The organism is Wolbachia endosymbiont (group A) of Ancistrocerus nigricornis (assembly GCF_947250785.1).
Classification (GTDB): domain Bacteria; phylum Pseudomonadota; class Alphaproteobacteria; order Rickettsiales; family Anaplasmataceae; genus Wolbachia; species Wolbachia pipientis.
In genome coordinates, this window is sequence record NZ_OX366348.1 from 775,206 (window position 1) to 802,159 (window position 26,954).

24 protein-coding genes, 2 rRNA genes and 3 pseudogenes are annotated in these 26,954 nt (G+C 35.0%); 17 read left to right on the top strand and 12 right to left on the bottom strand.

The annotated features are described in order from the left end of the window. Window positions 1-105 precede the first annotated feature (105 nt). From recO to OOK90_RS03870, 3 genes are all read right to left on the bottom strand, one after another. Window positions 106-828, bottom strand: a complete 723-nt coding sequence (recO, locus tag OOK90_RS03860; RefSeq protein WP_010082260.1) for a DNA repair protein RecO — start codon at window positions 826-828, stop codon at window positions 106-108. Further along, window positions 812-958, bottom strand: a complete 147-nt coding sequence (locus OOK90_RS03865; protein WP_007548499.1) for a hypothetical protein — start codon at window positions 956-958, stop codon at window positions 812-814. Before OOK90_RS03865 ends, recO begins: the two co-directional genes overlap by 17 nt. Before the next feature lie 76 nt (window positions 959-1,034). Continuing rightward, window positions 1,035-2,066, bottom strand: coding sequence for a PDDEXK nuclease domain-containing protein (locus tag OOK90_RS03870; RefSeq protein WP_038199734.1), 1,032 nt, complete (start codon window positions 2,064-2,066; stop codon window positions 1,035-1,037). A gap of 172 nt (window positions 2,067-2,238) precedes the next feature. Here OOK90_RS03870 and OOK90_RS03875 point away from each other — a divergent pair, with 172 nt between their 5' ends. Together OOK90_RS03875 and OOK90_RS03880 are read left to right on the top strand one after the other, a co-directional pair. Then, window positions 2,239-2,859, top strand: a complete 621-nt coding sequence (locus OOK90_RS03875) for a hypothetical protein (RefSeq protein WP_264705754.1) — start codon at window positions 2,239-2,241, stop codon at window positions 2,857-2,859. 78 nt (window positions 2,860-2,937) lie between these two features. Next, entirely contained in the window at window positions 2,938-3,084 is a 147-nt protein-coding gene (locus OOK90_RS03880) for a hypothetical protein (RefSeq protein WP_155975170.1), read from the top strand. Window positions 3,085-3,556: 472 nt separating this feature from the next. Here the strand turns inward: OOK90_RS03880 and OOK90_RS03885 are convergent, their stop codons facing one another. Then, window positions 3,557-3,895: an outer membrane protein assembly factor BamE gene (locus OOK90_RS03885; protein WP_006279908.1), complete on the bottom strand. Its 339-nt coding sequence runs from the start codon at window positions 3,893-3,895 to the stop codon at window positions 3,557-3,559. Window positions 3,896-4,026: 131 nt separating this feature from the next. Here OOK90_RS03885 and OOK90_RS03890 point away from each other — a divergent pair, with 131 nt between their 5' ends. The 3 genes from OOK90_RS03890 to tsaB all read left to right on the top strand — a co-directional run bounded on the left by OOK90_RS03890 (window position 4,027) and on the right by tsaB (window position 6,850). Further along, window positions 4,027-5,016 (top strand): ribonucleotide-diphosphate reductase subunit beta, encoded by a 990-nt coding sequence (locus OOK90_RS03890; protein WP_264705755.1) that lies wholly within the window; start codon window positions 4,027-4,029, stop codon window positions 5,014-5,016. 128 nt (window positions 5,017-5,144) lie between these two features. Then, complete coding sequence (locus tag OOK90_RS03895; protein WP_209472733.1) at window positions 5,145-6,275, top strand: cation:dicarboxylate symporter family transporter; 1,131 nt, start codon at window positions 5,145-5,147, stop codon at window positions 6,273-6,275. Further along, window positions 6,275-6,850: a tRNA (adenosine(37)-N6)-threonylcarbamoyltransferase complex dimerization subunit type 1 TsaB gene (gene tsaB, locus OOK90_RS03900; protein ID WP_010962437.1), complete on the top strand. Its 576-nt coding sequence runs from the start codon at window positions 6,275-6,277 to the stop codon at window positions 6,848-6,850. Before OOK90_RS03895 ends, tsaB begins: the two co-directional genes overlap by 1 nt. Here tsaB and OOK90_RS03905 read toward each other — a convergent pair. Beyond that, window positions 6,845-7,468 carry an AAA family ATPase gene (locus tag OOK90_RS03905; RefSeq protein WP_264705756.1) on the bottom strand — a complete coding sequence of 208 codons (624 nt, stop codon included), beginning with the start codon at window positions 7,466-7,468 and terminating at the stop codon, window positions 6,845-6,847. The genes tsaB and OOK90_RS03905 overlap by 6 nt on opposite strands. A gap of 280 nt (window positions 7,469-7,748) precedes the next feature. Here OOK90_RS03905 and OOK90_RS03910 point away from each other — a divergent pair, with 280 nt between their 5' ends. After that, a complete protein-coding gene (locus tag OOK90_RS03910; RefSeq protein WP_264705757.1) occupies window positions 7,749-8,459 on the top strand; it encodes a class II aldolase/adducin family protein in 711 nt (236 codons plus the stop codon). A gap of 105 nt (window positions 8,460-8,564) precedes the next feature. Next, window positions 8,565-9,545, top strand: a pseudogene (locus OOK90_RS06740) (IS3 family transposase). A 93-nt stretch (window positions 9,546-9,638) separates the two neighbouring features. Here OOK90_RS06740 and OOK90_RS03930 read toward each other — a convergent pair. The 4 genes from OOK90_RS03930 to pstC all read right to left on the bottom strand — a co-directional run bounded on the left by OOK90_RS03930 (window position 9,639) and on the right by pstC (window position 13,219). Then, entirely contained in the window at window positions 9,639-9,818 is a 180-nt protein-coding gene (locus tag OOK90_RS03930; RefSeq protein ID WP_223823054.1) for an ankyrin repeat domain-containing protein, read from the bottom strand. Window positions 9,819-10,244: 426 nt separating this feature from the next. Next, entirely contained in the window at window positions 10,245-10,589 is a 345-nt protein-coding gene (locus OOK90_RS03935; protein WP_250295150.1) for a F0F1 ATP synthase subunit epsilon, read from the bottom strand. A gap of 12 nt (window positions 10,590-10,601) precedes the next feature. Beyond that, the gene (gene atpD / locus OOK90_RS03940) at window positions 10,602-12,029 is read right to left on the bottom strand and encodes a F0F1 ATP synthase subunit beta (RefSeq protein ID WP_010962432.1); all 1,428 of its coding nucleotides are present in this window, start codon (window positions 12,027-12,029) and stop codon (window positions 10,602-10,604) included. 101 nt (window positions 12,030-12,130) lie between these two features. After that, entirely contained in the window at window positions 12,131-13,219 is a 1,089-nt protein-coding gene (pstC, locus tag OOK90_RS03945) for a phosphate ABC transporter permease subunit PstC (protein WP_264706179.1), read from the bottom strand. A 107-nt stretch (window positions 13,220-13,326) separates the two neighbouring features. On the opposite strand from pstC, the gene rpmH reads away from it, so the two are divergent. The 3 genes and pseudogenes from rpmH (at window position 13,327) to OOK90_RS03960 (ending at window position 14,154) form a co-directional block, all read left to right on the top strand. Then, window positions 13,327-13,461, top strand: a complete 135-nt coding sequence (rpmH, locus tag OOK90_RS03950; RefSeq protein WP_006279898.1) for a 50S ribosomal protein L34 — start codon at window positions 13,327-13,329, stop codon at window positions 13,459-13,461. A gap of 67 nt (window positions 13,462-13,528) precedes the next feature. After that, window positions 13,529-13,804, top strand: a pseudogene (gene rnpA, locus OOK90_RS03955) (ribonuclease P protein component); the annotation flags it as partial. Between the two features lie 86 nt (window positions 13,805-13,890). Further along, window positions 13,891-14,154: a hypothetical protein gene (locus tag OOK90_RS03960; RefSeq protein WP_077188558.1), complete on the top strand. Its 264-nt coding sequence runs from the start codon at window positions 13,891-13,893 to the stop codon at window positions 14,152-14,154. Window positions 14,155-14,239: 85 nt separating this feature from the next. Here OOK90_RS03960 and rrf read toward each other — a convergent pair. Both rrf and OOK90_RS03970 read right to left on the bottom strand, forming a co-directional pair. Then, a 5S ribosomal RNA gene (rrf, locus tag OOK90_RS03965) occupies window positions 14,240-14,346 on the bottom strand. A 66-nt stretch (window positions 14,347-14,412) separates the two neighbouring features. Continuing rightward, window positions 14,413-17,178, bottom strand: a 23S ribosomal RNA gene (locus OOK90_RS03970). Window positions 17,179-17,513: 335 nt separating this feature from the next. Here OOK90_RS03970 and OOK90_RS03975 point away from each other — a divergent pair. The 3 genes from OOK90_RS03975 to guaA all read left to right on the top strand — a co-directional run bounded on the left by OOK90_RS03975 (window position 17,514) and on the right by guaA (window position 22,883). Continuing rightward, a complete protein-coding gene (locus tag OOK90_RS03975; RefSeq protein ID WP_264705758.1) occupies window positions 17,514-18,590 on the top strand; it encodes a methyltransferase domain-containing protein in 1,077 nt (358 codons plus the stop codon). Window positions 18,591-18,648: 58 nt separating this feature from the next. Next, window positions 18,649-20,433: a ribonucleoside-diphosphate reductase subunit alpha gene (locus OOK90_RS03980; RefSeq protein WP_209472729.1), complete on the top strand. Its 1,785-nt coding sequence runs from the start codon at window positions 18,649-18,651 to the stop codon at window positions 20,431-20,433. A gap of 887 nt (window positions 20,434-21,320) precedes the next feature. Further along, window positions 21,321-22,883 (top strand): glutamine-hydrolyzing GMP synthase, encoded by a 1,563-nt coding sequence (gene guaA / locus OOK90_RS03985; RefSeq protein ID WP_010962427.1) that lies wholly within the window; start codon window positions 21,321-21,323, stop codon window positions 22,881-22,883. Between the two features lie 32 nt (window positions 22,884-22,915). Here the strand turns inward: guaA and OOK90_RS03990 are convergent, their stop codons facing one another. Then, window positions 22,916-23,623 (bottom strand): TerC family protein, encoded by a 708-nt coding sequence (locus tag OOK90_RS03990; RefSeq protein ID WP_038199715.1) that lies wholly within the window; start codon window positions 23,621-23,623, stop codon window positions 22,916-22,918. Window positions 23,624-24,020: 397 nt separating this feature from the next. On the opposite strand from OOK90_RS03990, the gene OOK90_RS03995 reads away from it, so the two are divergent. The 4 genes and pseudogenes from OOK90_RS03995 (at window position 24,021) to OOK90_RS04010 (ending at window position 26,822) form a co-directional block, all read left to right on the top strand. Continuing rightward, on the top strand, window positions 24,021-24,203 hold the full coding sequence (locus tag OOK90_RS03995) for a hypothetical protein (RefSeq protein ID WP_006279522.1): 183 nt from the start codon (window positions 24,021-24,023) through the stop codon (window positions 24,201-24,203). 185 nt (window positions 24,204-24,388) lie between these two features. After that, window positions 24,389-24,949: an ankyrin repeat domain-containing protein gene (locus OOK90_RS04000; RefSeq protein ID WP_264705759.1), complete on the top strand. Its 561-nt coding sequence runs from the start codon at window positions 24,389-24,391 to the stop codon at window positions 24,947-24,949. Between the two features lie 190 nt (window positions 24,950-25,139). Further along, window positions 25,140-26,486 (top strand): annotated as a pseudogene (locus OOK90_RS04005) (IS110 family RNA-guided transposase). A gap of 15 nt (window positions 26,487-26,501) precedes the next feature. Next, window positions 26,502-26,822 (top strand): hypothetical protein, encoded by a 321-nt coding sequence (locus OOK90_RS04010; protein ID WP_264373863.1) that lies wholly within the window; start codon window positions 26,502-26,504, stop codon window positions 26,820-26,822. The last annotated feature ends 132 nt before the right edge of the window (window positions 26,823-26,954 follow it).

Here is a 26,954-nt window from a genome sequence, read left to right on the forward strand (position 1 = left end):
GTTCGCGGTGGCATGACGATAAGTTCGTCATCCCGCTACTTGTTAGCTGGATCTATGCTAAGAGATACCGCGAATGAATCGCGGTATGACGTAGGACTGCTAAAATTAAAGCGACAACATGAGGTTTCTCAGCTCTGGAAATTTCACGTTTAACTGCAAAAATAGATACTTATTTAAAAAATATCCTGTGACTTTCAGTCCTAACTGAAATTCTTGGAATGAGTAGCTGTTTTGTAGGTTATTATTGTATACATCATGTAACATTTGTGGAAAAGGTAGGAGTTTATCTGCATAATAATCTCCTACTTTTTTTGACACTGCTCTACCAGTTTTTGGAGAAATAAATTGTAAATTTTCCTTAACACCTGTTACAGCGCATTTGGATAAGTCTAACTTGAATCCCAATTGCGTAAGAAGCAGAAGCTCTAAGTTAAGATAATGGCTTTGCCAAGACTGATTGTTGTGTTTAATTACATCGATGAAATATCGAAAATTGTCATACAGCATGGCACAGGGTTCACTTTCTGGAAGCACTTTTTCTAAAATAGAGGAGAAAGAAACAATAGTAATGCTTTTTAACCTATCTTGAAAGAAATGATGGAATGGAGATTCGATTAATTCGCACTTAAAAAAACCTAGATTTTCAGGTAACTTAGCACTCCATTCTGCATGTAATAGATTACTTATCTGAAACTTATAATTGCTATTGTTTGTTAGCTTAGTTAATCCCCTGCGCTTTCCATGATTTTTTGTAAACAGAGAAAGAATTAAGTTTTTATCGCCGTATTTTTTAGCAGCTATAATGATGCCTTCATCTTTCCATCTCATTTAGAGTGTATTGACCGTATGATATATAGGATAGTGCACCTAGAGCGTGTAATCCATAAAAATCACTTACTCCGTTACTGTTTGCTTCCAAAGTTTCAAGGCTATGAGAGAGTAAGTTATTGGCTGCCACTCTTCTTCCTGAGCCTGATGCATTTCATACTGAGCTTTTGGTTTGCTAAATGATTGTTTGAATGATTTTAGTAACATTACTTTTCCTCGTCTGAAATTTTGGATAATTCAGCTTCTAATTCTTCTATCGTCGGTAAAGCTGTTTTTATGTTCTCTGGTAGATTTTCAGTTATTCGATATTCTGCTAGCCCTATTGGCTTGTTCATGTCTCGGAGTGTATATTTAGCAAGTACATCGTCTTTAGATTTACATAAGATTAACCCTATAGAAGGTTGATCTGTCGAGTGCTTCAGTAAATCATCAACTGCAGAAAGATAAAAATTCATTTTACCAGCATATTCCGGCTTAAAATCCTTATCTTTTAGTTCAATCACTACGAAGCAACGTAACTTTAAATGATAGAATAATAAATCAATATAAAAGTCTTTATTACCAACATCTAAATGAAATTGTCTACCAACAAATGCAAATCCTTCACCGAGTTCTAACAGAAATTTTTCCATATGCCCTACGAGTCCTTTTTCTACTTCTCTTTCATGAGCATCCTTACCTATACTTAAAAAATCAAAAATATACGGATCTTTTAATGTGTAATGTGCTAGATCGGATTGTGGAGATGGTAATTTTTCTTTAAAATTAGTTATTGCTTTTCCTTGACGTTTATGTAGTCCAAGTTCTATCTGCATCACCATAATGTTACGTGACCAGCCATGTTCAATAGCTTTTTTTACATAAAATAATCTTATTTCATGACTTTCTATTTTTTCCAAAAGAGTGATATTGTGATACCAAGTTAATTGTGCAAGAGGCTCCTGCACAAATTCAACATCAGGATATTCTTCGGCAAACTTACGCATATACTTCAGATTTCTCATGCTAAAGCCTTTCATTTCTGGAAATGTACTTCTCAAATCCTTACTTAATTGATCAATTACCTTAGCTCCCCAGGTATGTTCTTTTTGGCGTTTTAGGATCTCTGTACCAATATGGTGGTAAAGCAAAATAAGCTTACTATTTACTGCAAGTGCTGCTTTATAACGGTTTGTTGCAATATGATCCTTCAATTGCTCTAAAAATTCTGTATATTCTTTTGCTATAATTTTTGTCATACGGTTCCTTTTAATCCATTATACAATTCCTTTGTCTGTCGAGAAGACAATCTTCCGCTTGCCTTCAGCTTTGAAGGGATTCCTTATTGACTTCAAACTCGTCCATCAACTAAAATATATTGACTTTACGTGCAATATTAGCTTTAAACCAGTAAAACAAGCTGCTTAACATATGCGTTTTTTCTATTCGAGTTATATTCTTTTTTTGTCTTTATGTTGTTTTTTGCTTTTTTCGTTATCTTCAACAAAAGCCCAAACGAATGATACGTTAGCTGTTCCTATACCACAAAGGAAAAAAGAAATAGTTGAGCACACTGTTGTAGCACAACCGAGGCAAATTATCGAAATGCAAGAAGAAGTCATTATTAACGAGGGTAAAGAATTCATTCCAATTCCAAAAAGAAAAAAAAGTGTAGAGAAAAAACTAAGAAGGGATGTTAGAGGGGCAAAAAATGAAATAGGAAACGAAAAAAGCGTTGAGAGCAAAAAGGATGAATTAGTTGTAACAGAAATTATTAACTCTATAAGAGACAAGCTCACAAAATGCTGGAGCATTCCTGAAAGCATAGCTTACAAAGAAAATTTTAATATAAAAATTAACTTATTGTTATCCAGTCAAGGCGAGATAATTATGGCGGATGTAGCAGACAGTGATTCCTATCGAAATAATCCACTTTTCAGGTCGATAGCAGATAATGCAATGCGTGCAGTATATAAATGTAGCCCATTGACCGGCTTGCCTACTCAGCACCACCACATTTGGCGTGAAGTAACACTAGATTTTATTCTATAGCTAAAGTAATTCTATAATTTAATAAGCCCACTGTATCCGTTCAGGATAGCAGCAAGGTAGTATAACCATAGAGTAAAAGTGAGTTTACAACAAATGGTGTCATCCCAGTGCTTGACACTGGGATGGCTTTGTTGCATCGCTACTTATGAAAGGCTAACTATAGTTAGGATTATAAGCAACCTATTGAAAATCTTGTTTTTTTGCAATCAATCTGATCAAATTTAAGAATAGTAATTTGTTATTTATATTAATAAATTTAATTCTATTGAAAATAGCTAAAGCATTGAAATTCTTGAATTTTAGCCGGATTGGTAAATGGTAGTGAAATTTCTTTTACTCAAATTTAGGTATTCATTGACCGTTCTTGTTATAAATACCAGAATAATAAGCTACTGATATTCCCTATCTTTTTTATCTTTAATCCATCATAGCTAGCGATGCAACAAAGCCCACTGGGATCCAGTTTTCTTTACAAATTCACCAAAAGTGCTTCATTCTATAACGCAAAACCCATACTTACCAAACCCAATGCATTACTTGCAATTAAGTTTCCTGGATCCAAGTAGTCTGGGCACTGCCGTCATAAAGGAACTAGTGTCAGCTACTTTCATGACACCCTTCTGGTAGGCCCAAATCGCAATGTTCGCACAGTTATGGAATGAACCGCGGTATGACGTAGGAAGATCTGAGCAAACTTTCAATCAGAAACAGCCAAAGATCTCTCTAAGATGTCAGTTTCTTTTGTATCTTCAACTTTACCGTCCTGGTCGAATGAAATTTGCAGAGACTTACTACTATACTTCCTTTTTCCTAAAAAATTGGCTTGTTTAATTTTATATGAGACATAGTACCAAACATTGTCATCGAACTTTGATACTAATGTTGGTGATCCTAAAGTGTGAACCACTTTTTCTTTATCGTCACCTACTTTTATCTTGCTCCACAATTCAACACTAATGCCAGGAGCTCCGTGATTGTGAATAGTGTGAGTGCAGCTCACTGTAAATAATAAAATAAAAGATATTAATACTCGCATTTCTGTTGATAAATTACTTGAAGCTATAATACACTAATAAATTATCTGCCGTCAAATTTCAAAAAAGTTAAATTGACTGATTCTCAATATCACTTAATATAATATTTACTTTAGAAAATAATAGGTGTCTTATGTCATTGTTAGAAGCAGATCCAATATACAAACCTTTTAATTACCCTTGGGCGTATGATGCGTGGCTGCAGCAACAAAGAATCCATTGGATACCTGAAGAAGTTCCGCTCGCTGATGACGTGAAGGATTGGAAAACTAAACTTTCAAGTGTAGAAAAAAATCTACTAACCCAGATCTTTAGATTTTTTACTCAGGCAGACATTGAAGTAAATAACTGCTACATGAGGCATTATTCAAATATATTTAAGCCAACAGAAATATGCATGATGCTTGCAAGCTTTTCCAATATGGAAACCATACACATTGCAGCTTATTCTTATCTTTTAGACACAATTGGCATGCCAGAAAGTGAGTATCAAGCATTTTTAAAGTATGATGCTATGAGAAAGAAATATGAATATATGTTGGAATTCGAGGAAAGCAAAAAACACGATAAAAAACATGTAGCTAAAACTCTAGCAGTGTTTGGTGCATTCACTGAAGGGTTGCAGTTATTTGCATCATTTGCAATTTTGCTCAATTTCCAACGTTTTGGAAAAATGAAAGGAATGGGGCAGATAATCGCCTGGTCAGCCCGTGATGAAACTTTGCACACCAATTCAATTATCATGTTATTTAATACATTTATTAAAGAGAATAATGAAATTTGGGACAACGAGTTTAAAGAGGAATTATATTCTGCATGTCGCACCATCGTTGAACTTGAGGACGAATTCATAAATCTTGCCTTTGATTTAGGAGATGTTGAAGGACTATCCGCAGAAGAAGTGCGCAATTACATACGCTACGTAGCAAACAGACGGTTAATACAATTAGGTCTTGAGTCCATATATGATGTCAATGATAATCCTATTCCGTGGCTTGATGAAATACTAAATGGCGTTGAACATACGAATTTCTTTGAAAATAGAGTAACAGAGTATAGCCGCGCAGCAACTCAAGGCACGTGGGAAGAAGCTTTTACTGAAAATGACACGAATAATAAGTGAATGCTAATTTCACTCTTTTTTGTCATTCCACTTTCATTACACCATTTGCTGTGCAGTTTAGACAGTTTTGCTTTACTTAACAACTAACTTACCATATATATGTCCATAGGACATTGGTATATAAGAACGTGCTACAACTATTAATCTTACTCACGGTCATCACTTCAGCTGCATTCTTTGGTCATTTAGTTCCAATGGAAGTAAAAACCTTCTTGTACTCAACGAGCCTTAGTATAAAAGAGGTTTTGCTATTTATAATGCCTTTTATTATTTTTGCGTTAATCTTTAGCAGTGTTAACAATCTTAAGCAGTCAGCTATAAAGTTCATATTGTTACTTATTATAATGATCTTCTTATCGAATCTGGCTTCAAGTTTAATAGCTTATTCTGTTGGGCATTTTATCATACAAAACACTTATTCAATACAAGATATAACGTATGAAGAAACAATTGTTCCCTTATGGTCGTTTAGACTGCCTGCATTGCTTTCTAATTTTTATGCCCTTGCTTGTGGATTTGTGTCCAGCATAGTAGTGTCCACACTGCTACCCAAAAAAAGCAGAGAGCTTTCGAACAAAATGTTAGATTTAACTCTCTTTATTTTGAAGACGTTTTTGACGCCGATTATTCCAATATTTGTACTTGGGCTTGCTTTAAAAATGCAGCATGATCAAGTTTTATCTATAATATTTAAGGATTACTCAATAATTTTCATTATTATAGCATCTGCAACCTACCTTTATGTTTTCCTCTTATATGGAGCAGCAAATTCATTCAAGATCACAAGCTGGATAGCTAGTATAGGCAATATGATACCGGCATTTATTACTGCAATGAGCACAATGTCTAGTAATGCAACTATGCCGCTTACTCTTGAAGGAAGCAAAAAAAATGTAAAGCAACCTGACATAGCATCGTCTGTTGTGCCAATAACTGCTAGCTTTCATTTAGTAGGTGATTGCTTTTTTATTATAATATTATCAATGATAATTGCCTCCGGTTATTCATTGTGCACAACAGACTATGTAACTTTCCTTCTCTATTTTTTGTTATTTAAGTTTGCTATCGTGGCAGTTCCGGCAGGAGGAATTATGGTAATGCTACCTATTCTTGAGAAATACCTCAAATTTTCTCCAGAAATGCTTTCGTTAATCACAGCACTGTATATAGTGTTTGATCCAATAATCACTTCAGCAAACGTTATAGGTAATGGTGCCTTTGCTATAATGTTTACAAAACTCTATGATAAGCTTAAGTAATGTCTATTTTAGCGATTGATACTGTAGGTATTGGTAGTTCAATAGCAATAGTTGATTATGATGGTAACTGTTTTGTAGAGCACAATTCCGCCAGCAACAATCATGCAGAATCATTTTTTCAAATTCTGAATACTTTGTTTGATAAGCACAACTATAATTATGATAAAATAGATCATTTAGTGGTAGTAGTTGGACCAGGAAGTTTCACTGGAATTAGAGTTGGTATATCAGCTGCACAAGGTATAAATCTTGCTACAAATAAGCCATTATACGGAGTTAGTGCGCTGGAAGTTCAAGCCTACGCAATATCTTTGCTTTGTACGAATAACAAAAAAAATATCAGAGCTATAGTCAAAAATGCTCAAGGGTTTTATACGCAGTTATTTGATTTCAATTTATTGCCACTATCTGCACCTGGATCCCAGTGTCACGCTACAAGCAGTACACATATGGATTGCAATTTAAATGCTAGCCATGCAGGGCTATTAGTCCGTTATAGATTAGAGAACAAGCAAAAATTAAATGAAGTTGAAGCTCTATATTTAAATGAGCCTCAGTATATGAAATCATTATAGACTATTCTTTCGCATACATGCAATGTTACTAAGCTTGTGCATCTGGTTTACTATCTCTTGAGCTACTTCTTTTATACTCATATCTGAATTTTCTATCTCTATGGCACTTGGTGGTATAAATAAATCGTCAGTCCTAAATTTCTCTACAATGCTATTTAGATTAATCACCTTCCTATTTTTTCTTTGCCTTTTTAATGCAATACGCTTTTGTAATGTCGGTAGATCACACCTAAGTACCACAGGAAGGATTTCTGTGTTCATTTTTTTACTAAGCCTTACTATTGAATCATACATCCTCATGTTCTGGTCATTATTTTCCATCAACTCATCAATAAATATGTAATTTTTTGAGTGAATCGGATAATTTTCTATTACCTGAAGCATAATTTGCATAATGCCATATATTCTATCTTGAACTTCTTTAGGTATTTGATCACGTTCAAAGACACCATCGTATATAGAGCAAGCTTGAACATTGTTATAGAACTTACTATTTACAATTAATGCGTTTATCATATTAGATAATTCTATTGCTGTGGAAAGTTTACCACTTCCCGAAAGGCCAGAGAGATATATGAAAAATCCTGCTGGCTGTTTTTTTGTGTTAATGTTTACCATATTATTTTCAATCTTGAAACTTACATTTATAATAACATAAAAATGAAGCTTTAAAACATATGAAATATTATATAGAAAATTATTTTTGTAGTTAAGATATTATGTAATTTAAAAACATAAATTCTGTATATAAACTCTATAATAACGATAACTATTTTTAAGCAAGCTACAACACAAAAGTGTTTGGTATTCAGAAAGCAAGACAGAGTGGCATAGACTTATTAGTTTACTACAAGTCTCTTTTCGCGTATAAACCTTCAGAAGATTCTAACAGAGGATTGTGTTGTTAACAAAGAGCAGAGTAAAAAGGGATCTAGTCTATGCCTATCAGATTTTGTCCTACCTTAAGTTCGATGATCATACATATACTCACCTTTCAGTGCGTTCTGAAGATCAAAAGTCGTTTTATATTTATCCGTTTGGTATGCGTTTTGATGAAGTAGATGAACGTTCGTTAATGAAAGTATCATTTGATGGAGATGTAATTGAAGGCAAAGAATATCAATATAATAGAACTGGCTATATAATTCATGGTTTTGTTTATCAAGCAAGGAAAGATATTCAAGCAATTTTTCACTTGCATACACCTTCTATTGTAGCGGTTTCTTCTCTCAAAGATGGGCTGCTTCCTATAAGTCAATGGGCACTGCACTTTTACAATAAAATCTCTTACCATAATTATAATTCCCTAGCACTTAGCGATACAGAAGGAAAGAGGTTAATAGCTGATCTGAAAGAAAATTTTGTCATGTTAATGCGTAATCATGGATCTATAACGTGTGGTCGGACTATACAAGAAGCAATGTTTTACTCGTATCATTTAGAACAAGTGTGCAAAACTCAATGTTTAACGTTAGCAATGAATAAGGAGTTATCAATTCCAAGTGAAGAAATTTGCTCAAAAGCTGTAAAGGATCTCCTATCTTTTGAAAGCAATCTTGGTGAGAGGGATTGGCACGCATGGGTTAGACTAATTAAAAGTAAGTTGTAAGAGACTTTCGCACTACTATCTGTCATCCAAGTAGTGACCTTACCCAGAAAAAGTAGAGAGAAAGTTAAGACGTTTTTGGAGTAAAATAAAACGTTTTTTCAAAATATGACAAATAGAAGAGAATATACAGCAGAATTCAAATTAGAAGCTGTTAAGCTGGTTAAAGAAACAGGTCAAGCAAGTACAAAAATAGCAAAAGATCTAGGTATAGATGGCAGTATGTTAAGTAAGAAAATATGATGGAAAAATGTCTGGAGCATACGCATTTCCAGGCAAAGGCTCCTTATGACAAAGAAAGATTTGATCTAAAAAAAGAGCTAATAAGAGAAAGAGAAATCTTAAAAAAAGCCCTGGGCAAAGAAAAAGAGTAAAGTATTCTTTTATATAGAAATTGCTATAAAACACAGGAACTATGTAGGGTTTTGTACTGGTGGTATGGGTTGCTAAGGAAAAAAGCAGTAAAGAATTAGCAAAAGAAGGGCTTCTAGCAGATATTCAAAAAATACATCAAGCTTCTAAATGCAGATATGGAGCCCCTAAAATTCACGCTGAATTAAAAGCTTTAGGCAAAAATTAAAACAGTACAAAGTGTTATGCAAGAAAATGGCATTAAAGCCAAGTTTAGACGAAGGTTCAAAAATAAAAAACAGCAAATAAGCAACTGAGTTGTGGCTCCGAACACATTGGATCAAAATTTTACTACTGATCAGCCAAATAAAGTTTGGGATTACCTACATAAAAACTAAAGAAGGTTGTTGGCGGCAATAATTGACCTATATTCACGCATGGTGGTTAATGAGTAACATGATAATTAGTTATAGATTCTTTATTGATGGCCGTTGATAAACGCAAACCCGATAAAAATCTGCTGTTACATAGCGATCAAGGGTCACAGTATACCTCTCAAAATTACCAATTTCTATTGAATACAAAAAACATCATTTCCAGCATGAGCCATAAGGGCTGTTGTTACGATAACTCTGTTGCAGAAAAGTTCACTTAAAAGGGAGCTGCTTATTGATACTTCTCGCTCAACAAACCAGAACTGCCATATTTGAATACATAGAAATCTTTTATAACAAATAACGTAGACATTCTACTATTAACTATTGCATTCCTGCACAATTTATTCTCATGATAAAAACGTCTTAACTTTCTCTCTACTTTTTCTGGGTAAGGTCAATTTGGGTCTGCACCATTTTTGAGTAATAGTTTTACTTCTTGTGCATTACCATCTTCTACAGCTAGGAATAATTGTTCTTCCTGTGTTTTTACGCGTGTTTCCACATTAGATATAAAAAATAACAATACTAAACATGCAATACCAATAATGCTAATATATTTTATAACTTTTCTCATAAGATATTTTACAATGCTTCTAATAATATTAGATATCATCTATAAAATTAAAAAATCCATGAAAGGGGATGAAAATATGTAAAAAAGTATTATTGATTAATTAAAAACAGATTTTGATTTGATAATACTAATAAAATCGATTTATCTTAAATTTACGTTGATTTTTACCTGTTATTTTTTGTAGTTTATCCAACGTAAATTCCAGGTAAAACAAAGTCGTTATCTCCAACCGTTACAACCAACTCTCCTTCTTTAATTTTTATTTGATTAGGTGTATGGTCCCATACCATCACACTCTGGGATCATACACCTAAAGTACTCCGACACTGGGATGACACCCCGGGGTTTCTGGGATGACAAAAAAGAGCCCCCTGAGAAAAAATCTTATAGCCACTTGAATGATAATTGACTTTTTGCCTAAAATAACTAAGAAAGAAACTTCTCATCAAGATAACTTAAATATATACTAATTCTCTTATTTTTAAACGATTTCTCATCATGAATTGCACGATCAAAAACCTGAATTTGACTTGTTATAATGCTACAATTATTATTTGCAACTTCTAATACGCCACTATCAATTACAACCTTCTTTTCTGTTTGGTTACTCATTTTAACAGTAATCATACCAGGCAATAAATAAATTAAGTAAGGAGCATGGTGAGCTAAAATCATAAGCTCCCCTTCGAGCCCATTTACTGAAAGAGAAACCACTCCACTGAATGAAATTTGATCATCAGGAGAGAAAAATTGCACTTTAAAAGTATTCATAATCTTTAACTTTTATTTAGCTTCAGCTTGTATTAATTCAGCCTTTTTTATTGCTTCATCTATATTCCCCACCATATAAAAAGCAGCCTCTGGTAAGTGATCATATTTGCCTTCAACAATCCCTTTAAAACTGGAAACAGTATCAGAAAGTGAAACAAATTTACCAGGCATGCCAGTAAATATTTCTGCAACGTGAAAAGGTTGAGAAAGAAATTTCTGAATCTTACGAGCCCTATCAACAATAATTTTATCTTCATCAGATAGCTCATCCATACCAAGTATTGCGATAATATCTTGCAGTGATTTATAAGTTTGCAATATACGTTTCACCTCAGAAGCTACATTATAATGTTCTTCACCAATGATTTCAGCAGATAAAGACTGAGAAGTTGAATCAAGTGGATCAACAGCAGGGTATATTCCCATTTCAGCTATTTGCCTTGACAACACTGTGGTTGCATCAAGGTGAGAGAATGTAGTTGCTGGGGCTGGATCAGTCAAATCGTCCGCAGGAACATATATAGCTTGCACAGAAGTAATAGAGCCAGAAGTTGTTGAAGCTATTCTTTCTTGCATTGCACCCATATCAGTTGCAAGGGTTGGCTGATAACCAACAGCTGACGGTATTCTTCCAAGTAAAGCAGAAATTTCAGAACCAGCTTGTGTAAATCTAAAGATATTATCCACAAAAAATAGAACATCTTGGTTTTCACGGTCACGAAAATACTCTGCCATAGTAAGTGCTGTTAAAGCAACTCTAGCCCTTGCTCCAGGAGGCTCATTCATCTGACCATAAACCAAAACAGCTTGAGATTTTTCATGCTCATTTATATTTATTACATTTGAAGTGATCATCTCGTGATAAAGATCGTTACCTTCACGCGTTCTCTCCCCTACCCCGGCAAACACAGAAAATCCTTTATGAGCTTTTGCTATATTATTAATTAATTCCATTATTAGGACTGTTTTACCAACACCGGCTCCACCAAATAAGCCAATTTTTCCTCCTTTAAGATAAGGTGCAAGAAGATCTATAACTTTTATTCCCGTAACTAAAACTTCTTCCTGTATTCTCTGTTCAGTAAAACTTGGAGGTGCTCTGTGTATAGGCTCTAAGTTATACTTTCCCTTCAGTGGACCACACTCATCTATAAGCTCTCCAACAACATTAAAAATCCTTCCTAAAGTTGAACGCCCAATTGGCACCGATATTGGTGCACCTGTATCAACAAATTCATCCCCCCTTGACATGCCATCTGTGCTATCCATAGCAATACAACGAACTATATTGTCACCTATATGCTGCGAAACTTCTAAAACCAGCTCCTTATCCTTATATTTTAGTTTGCTTTTTAAAGCATTAAATATTTTAGGCAATTCACCTTCAAATTTTATATCAACAACTGCTTGAGTTACCTTAATCGCTCTACCTATATTCATCTCTTTATTTTTATCACCTAACACTATAATTCCATAAAAGAACTTCTAAAGAAAATAAATTTTATATTATTAATAGAAATTTTGCAACATTAAAACGCTTACTAGTTACGCTTCATTACAAACAATGCAAATGCATTTAATAGCCAAGTAATAATAAACAATACTAAACTAAACGCATAAGCAGCAAGAGTTTGTACACTATTGAAATCCTGATCTCCGGTAAGTAATGTAGCGATCTGCACGGTAATGGTAGTAACTGAATTAAGAGGGTTAAAAGTCAAATTTGCGTTGATTCCCACAGCCATTAGCACAATCATTGTTTCACCTATCACTCTTGAAATTGACAATAAAATTGCACTTAAAATTGTAGGCATTGCATAAGGTATTGTTATATGCCATATAGTTTCCGCTGGAGTTGCACCAAGTGCCATGAAGCCATAACGCAAGCTTTTTGGAACAGATCTTATGGCATCTTCGAGTAAAGAAATAATAAAAGGAAGAATCATTATCCCAATCGATAAACCGGCAACTAAGGCACTTTCTGAGTGTATACTTAAACCAAAAAAATTTGCTACCTGCTTTATAAAGAAAGACAAAAACACAACCGCGAAATATCCATATACAACCGTAGGAATAGCAGACAAAACTTGCAAAGTTGTATTAACAATATAACGCACTTTCTCACTCGCATATTCACTAATATATATTGCAGAAAATAAACCAAGCGGAACGACAACTAACATTGCTATAATAGTTATAAGTAATGTACCAACTAAAAGCGGCGCTATACCAAAACATCCTATCTTCTCTTCATTGATAGTGGCTACATTGTGGCCCCATTTCAAGCAAAACAAGAATTCTGAAATAGCTACTTTATTAAAAAAACTAATGGATTGAATAAAAATAGACAGCATTATAAATAAAGTGATAAAAAATGATATGGCCAAAGCCACAAATAACGAAAGTTTTATTATCTTATTTCTTTTATTTTTAAAGATAAAAGCAAGCATGAAAAAAAGTAACGCTATAGAAATAAAAGTTACAAAACAATTATTATAGAATACTAACAACCAAGTTAGCATCCATACACAACTAAGATATAGATAAGATTTAACCTTATTTACTTCTTGAAACCTACTAAAACAAAATAAAAGGATTAGTAAGACAGGTATGACTATCACCGAATTCATTCTTCCATGCATCAAATTTTATTCTACGAAAATGTCATACAAGTTCACCATTATTTGACAATAAAGTAAAACAATTTAAAATAAATAATTATATTAATATAAAAACAATGAAGAGAACATTTCAACCAAAAAATTTGATAAGAAAGCGCAGACACGGATTTCGTTCACGTATGGCAACAAGAGCTGGAAGAAAAATCCTTAATAGGCGCCGTTCATTAGGGTGTAACAAATTATGCGCATAGTAAGTATAAAAAAAAAGATTTTTCTTCTGCTTTCAAAAATAAGTTAGCACTCAACAGTCTTTTTTATCGTGGGCTTTATATATCACTGTACGCTATAAAAGAAAGAGAACCTGAAAAGTACATTCATACTATTAGAGTAGGTCTGGCTATCAGTAAAAAAACCGGAAAAGCAGCAAAAAGAAATAAAATAAAAAGGCAACTACGAATGCTTGCTAAAATTAGCATTTTAAATATAAGTAATATAGGGCACTACTACATAATACTAACTCATAGAAACATTATGCAAGCAAGTTATAAAAATTTACAAAAAGATCTAACTATTTGCTTAAAAAAGATAAAATAAAAAAAAATCTCAACTAAGGTATTTACAACTATATTTTTTATGATAATATAGGTAAAATTTTTAAAAATAGTTAATGGGTGTGGTGAATGGTAGAGCATATAAAAGAGGTAAATAACACAGGCTTTGGTCAGATGTATCAATTCTTATTTCTTCCTAAAGGAACAGGAACAGATTGGAGGTCAGCATTTCGCCAACAAGAAGAATTATTTAAAAAAGTGGGAGGTAATGTAATATTACCAGAAATCAGTAATTCTCCTTCAAAAGGGAATCAATTAGGGGAAGTAGGAACAATGCTAAATAATGTAGAAAATGACCAAGAACATATAAGAAAAAAAAGATATCGTAGTTAAAGTAAAAACTTAAAGAATAGTAACAAAACAAGAAAGTTAAAATATAAGTATACCTACTGTCTAATTAACAAAGAAATTTTTATAAACTTGGCGGCGACCTACTCTCCCTTTTCAAGTACCATCAGCGCTAAAAAGTTTCACTTCCGAGTTCGAGATGAGATCGGGTGGTTCATTTTTGCTATAGCCACCAAGTCAATAAAAATTTCTAACTTAACAATTTTAACTTAATATTTAACACTGCATACACACATATAGAAAGCAAATAAATCAATCAGGCTATTAGTACTAGTTAGCTTCACATGTTACCATGCTTCCACACCTAGCCTATCAACGTGGTAGTCTTCCACGGCCTTAATTGGGAAATCTTTTTGAAGAGGGTTTCTTGCTTATATGCTTTCAGCAATTATCCCATCTATACATAGCCACCCAGCGATGCTATTGGCATAACAGCTGGTACACCAGAGGTATATCCATCTCGGTCCTCTCGTACTAGAGTCAGACCTTCTCAAATTTCCTTCACCCACGGCAGATAGAAACCGAACTGTCTCACGACGTTCTAAACCCAACTCACGTATCACTTTAATCGGCGAACAGCCGAACCCTTGGGACCTTCTTCAGCCCCAGGATGTGATGAGTCGACATCGAGGTGCCAAACGGTGTCGTCGCTATGAACGCTCGAACACCATCAGCCTGTTATCCCCGGCGTACCTTTTATCCGTTGAGCGATGACCCTTCCATACAGAATCACCGGATCACTATGACCGACTTTCGTCTCTGCTTGGCTTGTCAGCCTCGCAGTCAGGCAAGCTTATGCCATTATACTATCAAGCTGATTTCCGACCAGCTCTAGCTTACCTTCGCACGCCTCCGTTACTTTTTAGGAGGCGACCGCCCCAGTCAAACTACCCACCATACAATGTCCTAGTTCCAGATAATGAAACATAGTTAGATATCAAAAGTGTAAAGGGTGGTATCTCAAGGTTGACTCCATTATAGCTAGCGCCATAACTTCAAAGTCTCCCACCTATCCTGCACATCACACTTTTAATAGCAATGTAAAGCTATAGTAAAGGTGCACGGGGTCTCTTCGTCTAACCGCGGGTACCCCGCATCTGCACGGGGAATTCAATTTCGCTGAAGTGATGTTGGAGACAGTGGAGAAATCGTTACGCCATTCGTGCGGGTCGGAACTTACCCGACAAGGAATTTCGCTACCTTAGGACCGTCAGTGTTACGGCCGCCGTTTACTGGGGCTTCAATTCGGAGCTTGCACCCTTCCTATTAACCTTCCAGCACCGGGCAGGCGTCAGACCCTATACTTCCACTTACGTGTTTGCAGAGTCCTGTGTTTTTAGTAAACAGTCGCTACTCCCTATTTTGTGCCACCTACTCATAGTTGCCTAAAAGCAGGTTACCCTTCTTCCGAAGTTACAGGTATAATTTGCCGAGTTCCTTCAACATCATTCTTTCAACACCTTAGTATACTCTACTCATCCACCAGTGTCGGTTTGCGGTACGGCCTCATAAATATAAGTGCTATTTCCTGGAGCTTCTTTTAAGCATAGATCAATCCAATAAGATCTATACAAATACGAAACCCGTCACACTTAAGAGGTTTAGGAATATTAACCTAATTGCCATCGACTACTCCTTTACGGACTCGCCTTAGGAACCGACTAACCCTACGCAGATTAACTTAACGTAGGAACCCTTAGATTTTTGGTGAGAGTGTTTTTCACACTCTTTTACGCTACTTATGTCAGCATTCTCACTTCCGATATCTCCAGCAGTTTTCACAAACCACCTTCACAGACTTACGGAACGCTCCGCTACCGCGCCTATTGATCGAAATCAATAAGCACTCACATCTTCGGTATACAGCTTTAGCCCCGGTACATTTTCGGCGCAGAAAAACTTATTTAGACAAGTGAGCTGTTACGCTTTCTTTAAAGGATGGCTGCTTCCAAGCCAACCTCCTAGCTGTAATGGTTTTTCTACTTCCTTCCCCACTTAGCTGTAATTTTGGGACCTTAGATAGTGATCTGGGTTGTTTCCCTCTTCACCACGGACTTAGCACCCGTAGTGTGCCTGCTGTATAATTAATTGTTGGTATTCGGAGTTTAGTTAGATTTGGTAAGACGGTGAATCCCCCTAGTCTATCCAGTGCTCTACCCCCAACAACATACATACAACGCTCTACCTAAATAGATTTCGCGGAGAACCAGCTATTTCCAAGTTTGATTGGCCTTTCACCCCTAATCACAACTCATCCAATAATGTTGCAACATTAACTGGTTCGATCCTCCAGTGTGTTTTACCACACCTTCAATCTGGTCATGACTAGATCACTTGGTTTCGGGTCTAATCCATAAAACTAAAACGCCCTATTCAGACTTGCTTTCGCTACGCCTACACCTAACGGCTTAAGCTTGCTTCATAGATTAACTCGCTGACCCATTATGCAAAAGGTACGCTGTCACTCTAAATATCAATAAATTGATATAGAGCTCCAACTGTTTGTAAGCACTTGATTTCAGATTCTATTTCACTCCCCTCCCGGGGTTCTTTTCACCTTTCCCTCACGGTACTTGTTCACTATCGGTCGTTAAGGAGTATTTAGGCTTGGAGGATGGTCCCCCCATATTCAAACAGGATTTCACGTGCCCCGCTCTACTCAAGGATTTAAAAAATTTCTACTTATACAGGACTATCACCTTCTATGGTTACTATTTCCAGAGTATTCTAATTCTTATTCTTAAATCACTAGCCTTTTCCGCTTTCGCTCGTCACTACTAACAGAATCTCGGTTGATTTCTTTTCCTTTGGCTACTTAGATATTTCAGTTCACCAAGTTTGCTTTACATACTTAGTACGTAATAACTAGCTAAACTAGTTGGGTTTCCCCATTCGGAAATCTGCGGATCAAAATTTGTTGACAATTCCCCACAGCTTATCGCAGCCTGCCACGTCCTTCATCGCCTCTTAACGCCAAGGCATCCATCAAGTGCTCTTAATAATTTATTTATCCGACTATATGCAGAATATGCAGAGTTAAATATTATTAAAATTGAATTGAGATTAAATTAATCTCTACCATAAAACTTGTCAAACATCTAAAAACTAAATTAATCTTTTATATGTTATAACCTAATAAATAATATGTCAACGCCTTTTTGCACAAAACATTTACTTATATTATCAACAACAATATACTAGCAATCCTAAACAGTATAATCTGAGAAATATGTGGTAAACTTATATATACAGTAAAAATTAATAAAAAAGATATTTTGTAAGATAAAATGTGTTAAAATCAATTGCCTAAAAATGATAATAAACATTCGGAGTATTTCTAACGTATGAAAAGTAATCTCTCTTTTATAAAAAACGTTGCTTTAAATTGTATGTCTAAGCTCATTGGCGTATTAAATATTAAGAAAGTAAAACACTTCATTGTGAATAAATATAATACTCTTCATAAAGAAATGACAGTGCTTCTTAAAAAATCTAAGAACCTGTTAAACACCAACATTGAAATCGGTTTATATCACTTTTATAAAGGTAGCATATCAGATGCAAAGTTACGATTTTGGTTAATTAGCATATTTTACCCCCATTTACCTATAGTCTGGTATAACATCGGAAGGTGTCATTTTGCGGTAGGGAATACTAACAAAGCTTATAATTATTTAACAAGGGCACTAAAATCAGATAATGACCACGAGGAGGCGTCTTACTATATAAAAAAAATGACAAACTCAGCGCCTATTACAGAATTGCCAAAAAACCTCATAAGACAATATTTTGATTACACAGGTGAATATTTTGTTGAGCATTGGTTGATTGCCAAACAATATAGAGGGCATGAACTTGTACACATGATAATTACAAAAATCTTCAACAACTCCACTTCTGAGCTCAATATACTCGACCTTGGTTGTGGAACTGGAATATGTGGTCATTTCTTGAAAATAAATAGTATTGGAAACCATATAACAGGAATTGACATTTCAAGTAGAATGCTAAATATCGCAAGAGGATGCTTTATAAAAGGTAAGCCTGTTTACAATGAATTAATACATATGGAAATGAAAGAGTTTCTTAAACAAGAGAAAAACCAGCAGTATGATGTAATTATCTTTGCTGAAGTGCTACATTATCTACATGACTTTCAAGAAGAGTTGGAATTAGCAAAAAGATCTACGAGCAAAAAAGGAGTTATTGTATGTTTAATAAGAAGAAAGGAAGGTGAAGGTATTGACTTTGTAAACAAAGGAGACTATTTTCGTCACTCAGAAAGTTATGTTCAACATGTTGCAAAAGAAATAAATATGCAAATAAGTTATATGAGTTACTGTAAAATATATGGCAGTCAGGTTGACGGTATCTTGTTTGCATTACAGCATCAACAAAAAAATCCGAAAAACCTAACTTAAAAATCGCTCAAAATGACTTTTAAGTACCTATATATAATAAAAGAATAAAAGGAACTTTATGAATAACATTACCATTAATTACGCAAAGGACAGCAAATTAACCGACTTTGGAAAAGCAGTTCTATCAGACAGGTATTTAATAGAAAATGAAAGTTATCAAGACCTCTTTGCACGTATTGCTAATTACTATTCTGATAATAAAGAACATGCGCAGCGTCTTTATGACTACATGAGCAACTTGTGGTTCATGCCTTCAACACCAATACTCAGCAATGGTGGCACTAAGAGAGGGTTACCTATCTCTTGCTTTCTTAATGAAACCGAAGACAGCTTGCAGGGAATAGTTGATCTATGGAACGAAAATGTTTGGCTTGCTGCACGTGGAGGAGGCATAGGTAGTTATTGGGGAAATTTACGCTCAATAGGCGAAAGCGTAAAGGGTAGCGGCAAAACATCAGGAATTGTTCCATTTATTGTAGTGCAAAATGCTCTAACGCTTGCAATTAGTCAGGGATCCCTAAGGCGAGGAAGTTCAGCAGTCTACCTTCCTGTATCTCATCCGGAGATAGAAGAGTTTCTAGATTTACGCAAGCCAACAGGCGGTGACCCAAATCGCAAAGCGTTAAATATACATCATGCTGTAATAGTAACAGATAAATTTATGCAGGCTGTTGAGAATGATCAAGAATGGAATTTAATAAGCCCTCACAACAATAAGGTTATTTCAACTGTAAAAGCGCGGGATATATGGATCAAAATATTAACAGCAAGAGTTGAAACTGGAGAACCTTACATTATTTTCCTTGATGCAACAAATAACAATAAGCCAGAATCTTACAAAAAGCTCAACTTAGACATCAAGATGTCAAATCTATGCAGTGAAATAACTTTAACCACAGGTTATGATCACCTGAATAAGTCACGCACTGCTGTGTGTTGTCTATCATCCGTAAACCTTGAGTACTACGAAGAATGGAAAGACAATAAACTCTTCATAGAAGATATAATGCGCTTTCTTGATAATGTATTGGAAGATTTCATAAATAAAGCACCGAATGAAATGCAGCGAGCAAAATATTCTGCAGCCAGAGAACGCAGTATTGGTCTTGGTGTGATGGGCTTTCACTCATTTTTACAAAGCAAAATGGTTCCTTTTGAATCAGTAACAGCACAACAATGGAATAAAAAAATATTTAAGTATTTACGCGAGCAAGCAGATATAGTTTCTAAAAAATTAGCAGAAGAAAAGGGAGCATGTTCTGATGCCAAAGAAGTTGATCTAATGGAAAGGTTTACACACAAACTCGCTATTGCTCCTACTGCCTCGATCTCCATTATTGCAGGTAATACCTCCCCTGGAATAGAACCATACGCAGCAAACGTATTCATACAAAAGACACTTACAGGCTCATTTGTAGTGCGAAATAAATTCTTGCAAAAACTATTAGCAGAAAAAAATCAAGACAATGATAAAATATGGTCTTCAATTTCAACAAACGAGGGTTCCGTTCAGCATTTAGATTTTCTTAGTGAGCATGAAAAATTGACATTTAAAACAGCGTACGAGCTTGACCAAAGATGGATTATAGAACATGCAAGTAATAGAACTTCGTATATTTGTCAATCTCAATCAGTAAATCTGTTCTTACCTGCCAACGTACATAAACGTTACTTGCACAAAATACACATGCTTGCTTGGAAAAAAGGATTGAAGAGCTTATATTACTGCAGATCACAATCAATGCAGAGAGCCGATAAGGTCTCGCATGACATATTCAAAAAAAGTGAAATATTGCAACAAAAAACAGATATTGACTACGATGAATGTCTGTCATGCCAATAGCGGCCTTACTCAGAAAAAGTAGAGAGAAAGTTAAGCAAATGGGTAAATAGACTTCTTGCATAACCATATAACGCACTTTTATTGGGAATAGAAACGAAAAAACTTCCTTGACAAACTCCGCCAGCCCTCTTATCATAAAATTGAAGCTATTTATTTATCTTCTCTGTACAGATTAAATGACAAAAAAACTCACGTATCTGGCGTCTCATGTTTAATTTTTTGCACTATGTGCACCTTATGTCTTTATAAAACTTCTACCTACATAAGCTGAAACGCGCTTATAAAGCGTTTAAAACATAAAAAAACGCCAACTTAAAAAATGGATAGTGAATAACTAGCTACCCTAGGGTTTCTTTTGCCTTTTTTTCTGTTTAGTAAATTTCTTAAACATTTATAGCTAAGGTTAGTTGCATTTAAAAGCAGCTGAGTCGCGGTTATTAAGCGTTTAGAATAAAAAAACGCCATACTTGAAAGTATAATGTAAGTAATTAGCCAACTACGGGGCTTCTTTTGCCTTTTTTTTCATTTGGTAAATTTCTTAAACATTTATGGCTAAACGACAATCGTCATCCCGCTACTTGTTAGCGGCCGAGATACCGCGAATGAATCGCGGTATGACGGTTCGCGGTGGCATGACGATAAAGTTTATACCTCGTCATCCCGCTGCTTGTTAGCGGGATCTCTTGTTAGCGGCTGAGATACTGCGGCGGTATGACGTAGATTGCTGTCATTCCGCTACTAGTTAGCGCCGCAGCGGTATGGTGTAGGAAAATTAGCTATATAGCTAACTTGTACCACGCGTTAAAGCTTTTAAACAGGTCTTGGTTTACTTACTCCATTATTTTCTTTATTATCAGATATCATTTTAAATAATATGGAGGAGCAAATTGTCAGCAATTGCCATTATTGATTTTGGTTCACAGTTTACACAGCTTATCGCAAGACAAGTAAGAGGAATGGGTGTTTATTGTGAGATATTTCCAAGCAACATCAGTTTTGAAACAATATCAAAATTCAATGGGTTTATTCTCTCTGGAGGACCACAATCTGTAAATGATGATTGTTCTGAAACAAGTAGAGTAGTACATGAAATTATAAAACTTAATGAGGCAACAAGCGTTCCTATACTTGGAATATGCTATGGACAGCAACTCATTTGTCATTATTTTGGAGCAAAAGTAAAAGAGAGTTTCAAACAGGAGTTTGGTAGAACTAAAATCAAGATACTAAAAGAATCCCCCATTGTAAAGGATACCTGGGATGTTAATTCTGAAGTGGATGTATTAATGAACCATGCGGACAGTGTTGATACTATACCACAGGGATTTACTGTTATCGCATCAGGTGTGATAAATCAAACAATTGCAATGATTGTCAACGAACAGCGGAAGATTTACTGTACTCAGTTCCATCCTGAGGTTAAGCCCACAACAAATGGCAGTAAATTGCTCTCTAACTTCTTGGATATTGCAAATTGCAAAAGAGACTGGACAATGAAGTCGTTTATTGAGGAGCAAAAGGAAAAAATCAAAAATGTAGTAGGAGAGAAAAAAGTAATCGCTGCAGTAAGTGGTGGGGTTGATTCAAGCGTTGCAGCGGCTCTCACACATAAAGCTATAGGAAAACAATTGAACTGTATTTTTATCGATACTGGGTTGTTACGCAAGAACCAAACCATCGCTATGTTGAAAGAGATTCCGATAAATTACGTTGATAAATCAAATTTATTTTTGAGTAGGTTGAAGGGAATAACTGATCCAGAAGAAAAGCGAAAAATTATCGGTAACACTTTTATTGAAGTGTTTGAAGAAGAAGCAAAAAAAATAGGTGATGTGGATTTTTTGATGCAAGGTACCATCTACTCTGATGTAGTTGAGTCAGGGCATGCCTCAGACAACACTAGTACAATTAAGTCTCACCATAATGTTGGTGGGTTGCCAGAAAAGATGAATCTGAAGTTAGTGGAGCCTTTACGTTACCTCTTTAAAGATGAGGTAAGGCTACTTGGAAAAGAAATTGGGCTTTCAGATGAGATAATATTTCAACATCCATTTCCTGGACCCGGACTTGCAGTGAGGATTATAAGTGAAGTCGATAAAGAAAAGGTGCAAATATTGCAAGAAGTAGATGAAATATATATTAATACGATGAAAAATTACGATCTATACGATAAGATATGGCAAGCTTTTGCTGTATTATTACCAATAAAAACTGTAGGCGTTATGGGAGATGGTCGTACGTATGGATATGTTTGTGCTTTAAGGGCTGTAACATCATCTGATGGTATGACAGCCGATGCATTTCCATTTGAAGATAAGGATCAACACTTGCTAGTATTTTGGGATTTTTTACGCAATGTCGGCAGTATAATTGTTAATAATGTTCCCGGAGTAAATAGAGTTGTTTATGATATCACTTCTAAACCACCCGCAACTATTGAGTGGGAGTAAATCAAAAAGATCCCGCTGCTTGTTAGCTGGATCTAGAGATACCGCGAATGAATCGCGGTATGACGGTTAATTTTCTTTATTTTGCTTATAATTTCCACAAGCAGTGCAAACATAAATGAAGAATACAAATATCCTTTTGGTAATTCTATATGAAATCCATGAAGTATGAGGTACACACCGACAAGTAAAATAAATAAAATGGCGATTATTTTTAACCCTGGGTTAGATTTGATTAACTGGGCGGTATAACTTGATAAAAACAGCATTGCTAGCATGGAAAATGTAAATGCTGTAGCAATTATTACCATGTTATAAGTTAGTGCTATAGCAGTTAATATCGAATCAACCGAAAAAACTAAATCTATTAATATAATTTGTAGCACAACTAAAAAAAATTTTGATTTAACGTTTGCTTTCTTTTTATTTTTCTTACATACAAAGATGTCATCCCGTAACTCCATAGAGCTCTTAACAATAAGGAATAATCCCCCTGCGATCATAAGTAAATCCCTTGCTGATGCAGTGTGAAATATAGGTTTTTGCATTGACAATATAGATGATGTAAAAAATAGTATTACAAAACGCATTAATAGTGCTAATCCAAGGCCCATAAGGCGCACTCTTTCTCTCAGCGCATTTGGTACCTTATCTATTGCTAGAGAAATAAAGATTAAATTGTCTACACTAAGTATAGTTTCAAGTAGTGTAAGTGTCAGTAAAGTCCAAGCATCAGTTAGCATTTTTGTTTCAAATTCGGTTCTTCTTACTCTACAATAGATGTGTAAAAATTAAGTGACTTCACTCAGAAGTTTTATAGCAGTTCTCCAGAAAAACAGGATATATAAAGTTCAGCAGCTTCTTCTATTTTCGTTTTTGAGCAAAATCAATAATAAGAGAGTTTCTTATTTTCATGCACGCAAATAAGATAAAGCCTTATTTTCATTTTTGACTTTATTTGAAAATAATATATACTATAAAAATAGTGTGCTAGGTTGAATGAATGTATATTAAAGGATCACCATCAGGCAAAGTATTCGCTGGTTATCAGGCATTTATACCAAGCCCCTTGCCACCAAAATTTGAATGGGACAATGATTTAGTTAGTAGTCTTTAAACCCTTACTTTACTATAAGGAAAGTGGTTGAAAACTTAGGTGTCGTATTTACAACAGCCCAAAGAGCAATCGTAAAGCTTGAAGATTTAGGCATCGTTTCACAAACTTCTCAAGGAAAGAGAGATCGGGTTTATTGTGCAACTGATATTTTGAATATTCTAGAAGAACCAACTAAGATTACAGAGAACTTCGATAGCACATTGTAGCTATTGCGATGAATAAATTCAGCAAACAGCAAGCTTAAAGAGTCTGATCCAATGGACATGCTGAACAAAAAGTAAGGAGCTCCTTTTGGAGGATTATATTAACTTATTAATTAATTGCTTGACTTTTAGCAGGATTTATTATATTATTTATTAATGAGTAATGCAATCAAACCAAGGAGGATAGCATGATAAATAATTTGGATTCAATAATTCTTGGAATAAAAGATGGTGAAAAGGCGATTGAAGATTTAAGGGTTGTTCTTAAAAAAAGAAAAGAAGAAGTTATTACTACACAGACATTTAATTACGCTTTACAATGCCCACAAACTACAAAGGAAGCGATAGTACACGAAATTCTGCTTCATTTTATACAAAATCCTGGCGAGCAATCACTAGAACAAGTAATACAATACTTAGATGGAGCAATACAATCTGGGATATATGCAAAAAACAACCCAATAAGAAATCTAGATGAAGAATTTCGTACTCATATAAACTTTAAAGATGAAGAGGGAAATACATTACTACATCATGCAGTTATAGGTAATAAAACTGAAGAAATAACCACCCTGCTTGTTACATATAGTGCAAATCCTTTGATACAAAACGCGGATAATAAAATTCCTTCAGATTTAGCTCAAGGAAAAACAAAAGAAGTGCTTATTAAAAGCCCAGAACAGATAAAATCTGTAAAACCAAAAAGAAACTCCCTCTTTACTTTATGTTCTTTGGGTATAGTGTTATGAAGAAGCGCTTCTGCAGCTATAACCGAAACAATCAATGGTGCTATAAATGCCCGTTTGAAAGCATGGTTTTGGGGGAAATGGTAAAACCATTGATGGAGTTCTTTTTGGGCTACCTCGTTTAGAAGATTGTATAACCTAACCGTCCCAAGCTGAAGTGCTTCTTATCATAATAATATAGGAGGGATTTTATATGGCAGAAGCAAAAAGTAAATTAAAAACAATAAACCTTGATGCAGCAGGGATTGATATTGGCTCGACTGTACATTATGTATGTGTACCTGAAGGAAGAGATGAACAACGTATCCAAAAATTTGGGTGCTTTACAGTAGATCTACACAACTTAGCAAAGTGGTTAAAAAAGTGTCAGGTTAGAACTGTAGCCATGGAGTCAACTGGAGTATATTGGATTCCCTTATTTCAAATATTAGAATCACATAAATTTGAAGTAAAATTAGTAAATGCGCGACATGTCAAAAATGTGCCTGGTAGAAAGTCTGATGTTCAAGATTGTCAATGGCTGCAACAATTGCACAGCTATGGACTGCTTCAAGGATCATTTAGACCGGATAATCAAATGTGTGTACTGCGTAGTTACGTTAGACAACGTGCTAATCTAATTGAAAATGCAGCTAAACATACTCAACGTATGCAAAAAGCGCTAATTCAAATGAATATTCAATTACACAAGGTTATTAGTCATATTACTGGGATAACTGGTATGAAAATCATTGAAGCTATAATTGAAGGCGAAAGAGATCCTGAGAAATTGGCTAAATTCAGGGATGCACGAATAAAAAATGATCAGTCTACTATAGCAAAAGCGTTAGCTGGTGATTATAGAGAGGAACACTTGTTTGTGCTAAAACAAGAATATGCAGCATATACTTTTTTTCAAGAGCAAATAACGGGATGTGATAAAAGTATAGAAAATTACTATAAAACATTTGAAACAAAGTCGAATGAGAACAGGGCATTGAATAAGACACGAAAGAGAAAACAGAAGAATAGTCCAGATTTTGCCGTAGATGAAGATTTATATCGAATAACGGGGATGGATTTTACTAGAGTTCCAGGACTTGATGTATTAAGTATACAGGCTATCATTTCAGAAACAGGTATAAATCACAATAAATGGAGGACAGAAAAGCATTTTTCTTCCTGACTCGGATTAAGTCCTGCTAATAAAATTACAGGAGGGAAAATTATTGGAACAAGAACTCGTAAAGTTGTTAATCGTGCTGCAACTGCCTTGCTACTTGCTGCTCATTGTGTATCAAGAAGCAACACTGCACTTGGTGCATACTGCAGGAGGTTAAAGAAGCGACTAGGGATACCAAAAGCGATCACTGCTACAGCAAGGAAATTAGCATGTATTTTTTATAATATGCTAAAATATGGACAAGAATATGTAGAAAAAGGAATGAACTATTATGAAACACTCTACAAAGAGAGAGTAGTCAAAAATTTGACTAAAAAAGCAAAGGAATTTGGTTATATACTAATGAAAGAGGAGCCGATAGATGAAGAAGGTTCTTAGGAGTTTCTTAGAAGTATGAAAAAACAAGCTAATACGAAAAAAGAAAGCGCTATGGTAGGCAGTTTGGTGCCTGGCGTAATAATTGGTGGTTTTCTTGGTGTTGTACTTGGAGCTGGTGTGTGTGTTGCAGTAAGTCTTTCTGGTGGTATGATACTAGGTGTAATGATAGCATCTTCTCTTGTTGCTAGTATAGCTATTGGACTGGCCATGTATTTTTTGAGTCAAGACTATGAACAGGCTAAAGCGATAGAAAAAACTATTAGCACTGTTAGCTCTGAAATATCTGTTGATGATACAACTGTCGCAAATGGTAAAAAGGGGCCACAACTTACATAGAAAAAGCTATAGTATTTTTCAAACTAAATAATAAACCTTGTAATTAGGATATTCTGGATTCCAGCGTCACGCGCTGGAATGACAACTGTGTTTTTGTTTTTTTGTCATCAAATACTCCTACTCTTTATGTCA

Coding starts and splice junctions, on each gene's coding strand:
- recO (WP_010082260.1), bottom strand. CDS start 828: ATGAGATGGAAAGATGAAGGCATCATTATAGCTGCTAAAAAATACGGC.
- OOK90_RS03870 (WP_038199734.1), bottom strand. CDS start 2,066: ATGACAAAAATTATAGCAAAAGAATATACAGAATTTTTAGAGCAATTG.
- OOK90_RS03875 (WP_264705754.1), top strand. CDS start 2,239: ATGCGTTTTTTCTATTCGAGTTATATTCTTTTTTTGTCTTTATGTTGT.
- OOK90_RS03885 (WP_006279908.1), bottom strand. CDS start 3,895: ATGCGAGTATTAATATCTTTTATTTTATTATTTACAGTGAGCTGCACT.
- OOK90_RS03890 (WP_264705755.1), top strand. CDS start 4,027: ATGTCATTGTTAGAAGCAGATCCAATATACAAACCTTTTAATTACCCT.
- tsaB (WP_010962437.1), top strand. CDS start 6,275: ATGTCTATTTTAGCGATTGATACTGTAGGTATTGGTAGTTCAATAGCA.
- OOK90_RS03905 (WP_264705756.1), bottom strand. CDS start 7,468: ATGGTAAACATTAACACAAAAAAACAGCCAGCAGGATTTTTCATATAT.
- OOK90_RS03930 (WP_223823054.1), bottom strand. CDS start 9,818: ATGAGAAAAGTTATAAAATATATTAGCATTATTGGTATTGCATGTTTA.
- OOK90_RS03935 (WP_250295150.1), bottom strand. CDS start 10,589: ATGAATACTTTTAAAGTGCAATTTTTCTCTCCTGATGATCAAATTTCA.
- atpD (WP_010962432.1), bottom strand. CDS start 12,029: ATGAATATAGGTAGAGCGATTAAGGTAACTCAAGCAGTTGTTGATATA.
- pstC (WP_264706179.1), bottom strand. CDS start 13,219: ATGAATTCGGTGATAGTCATACCTGTCTTACTAATCCTTTTATTTTGT.
- rpmH (WP_006279898.1), top strand. CDS start 13,327: ATGAAGAGAACATTTCAACCAAAAAATTTGATAAGAAAGCGCAGACAC.
- OOK90_RS03960 (WP_077188558.1), top strand. CDS start 13,891: ATGGTAGAGCATATAAAAGAGGTAAATAACACAGGCTTTGGTCAGATG.
- OOK90_RS03975 (WP_264705758.1), top strand. CDS start 17,514: ATGAAAAGTAATCTCTCTTTTATAAAAAACGTTGCTTTAAATTGTATG.
- OOK90_RS03980 (WP_209472729.1), top strand. CDS start 18,649: ATGAATAACATTACCATTAATTACGCAAAGGACAGCAAATTAACCGAC.
- OOK90_RS03990 (WP_038199715.1), bottom strand. CDS start 23,623: ATGCTAACTGATGCTTGGACTTTACTGACACTTACACTACTTGAAACT.
- OOK90_RS04000 (WP_264705759.1), top strand. CDS start 24,389: ATGATAAATAATTTGGATTCAATAATTCTTGGAATAAAAGATGGTGAA.
- OOK90_RS04010 (WP_264373863.1), top strand. CDS start 26,502: ATGAAAAAACAAGCTAATACGAAAAAAGAAAGCGCTATGGTAGGCAGT.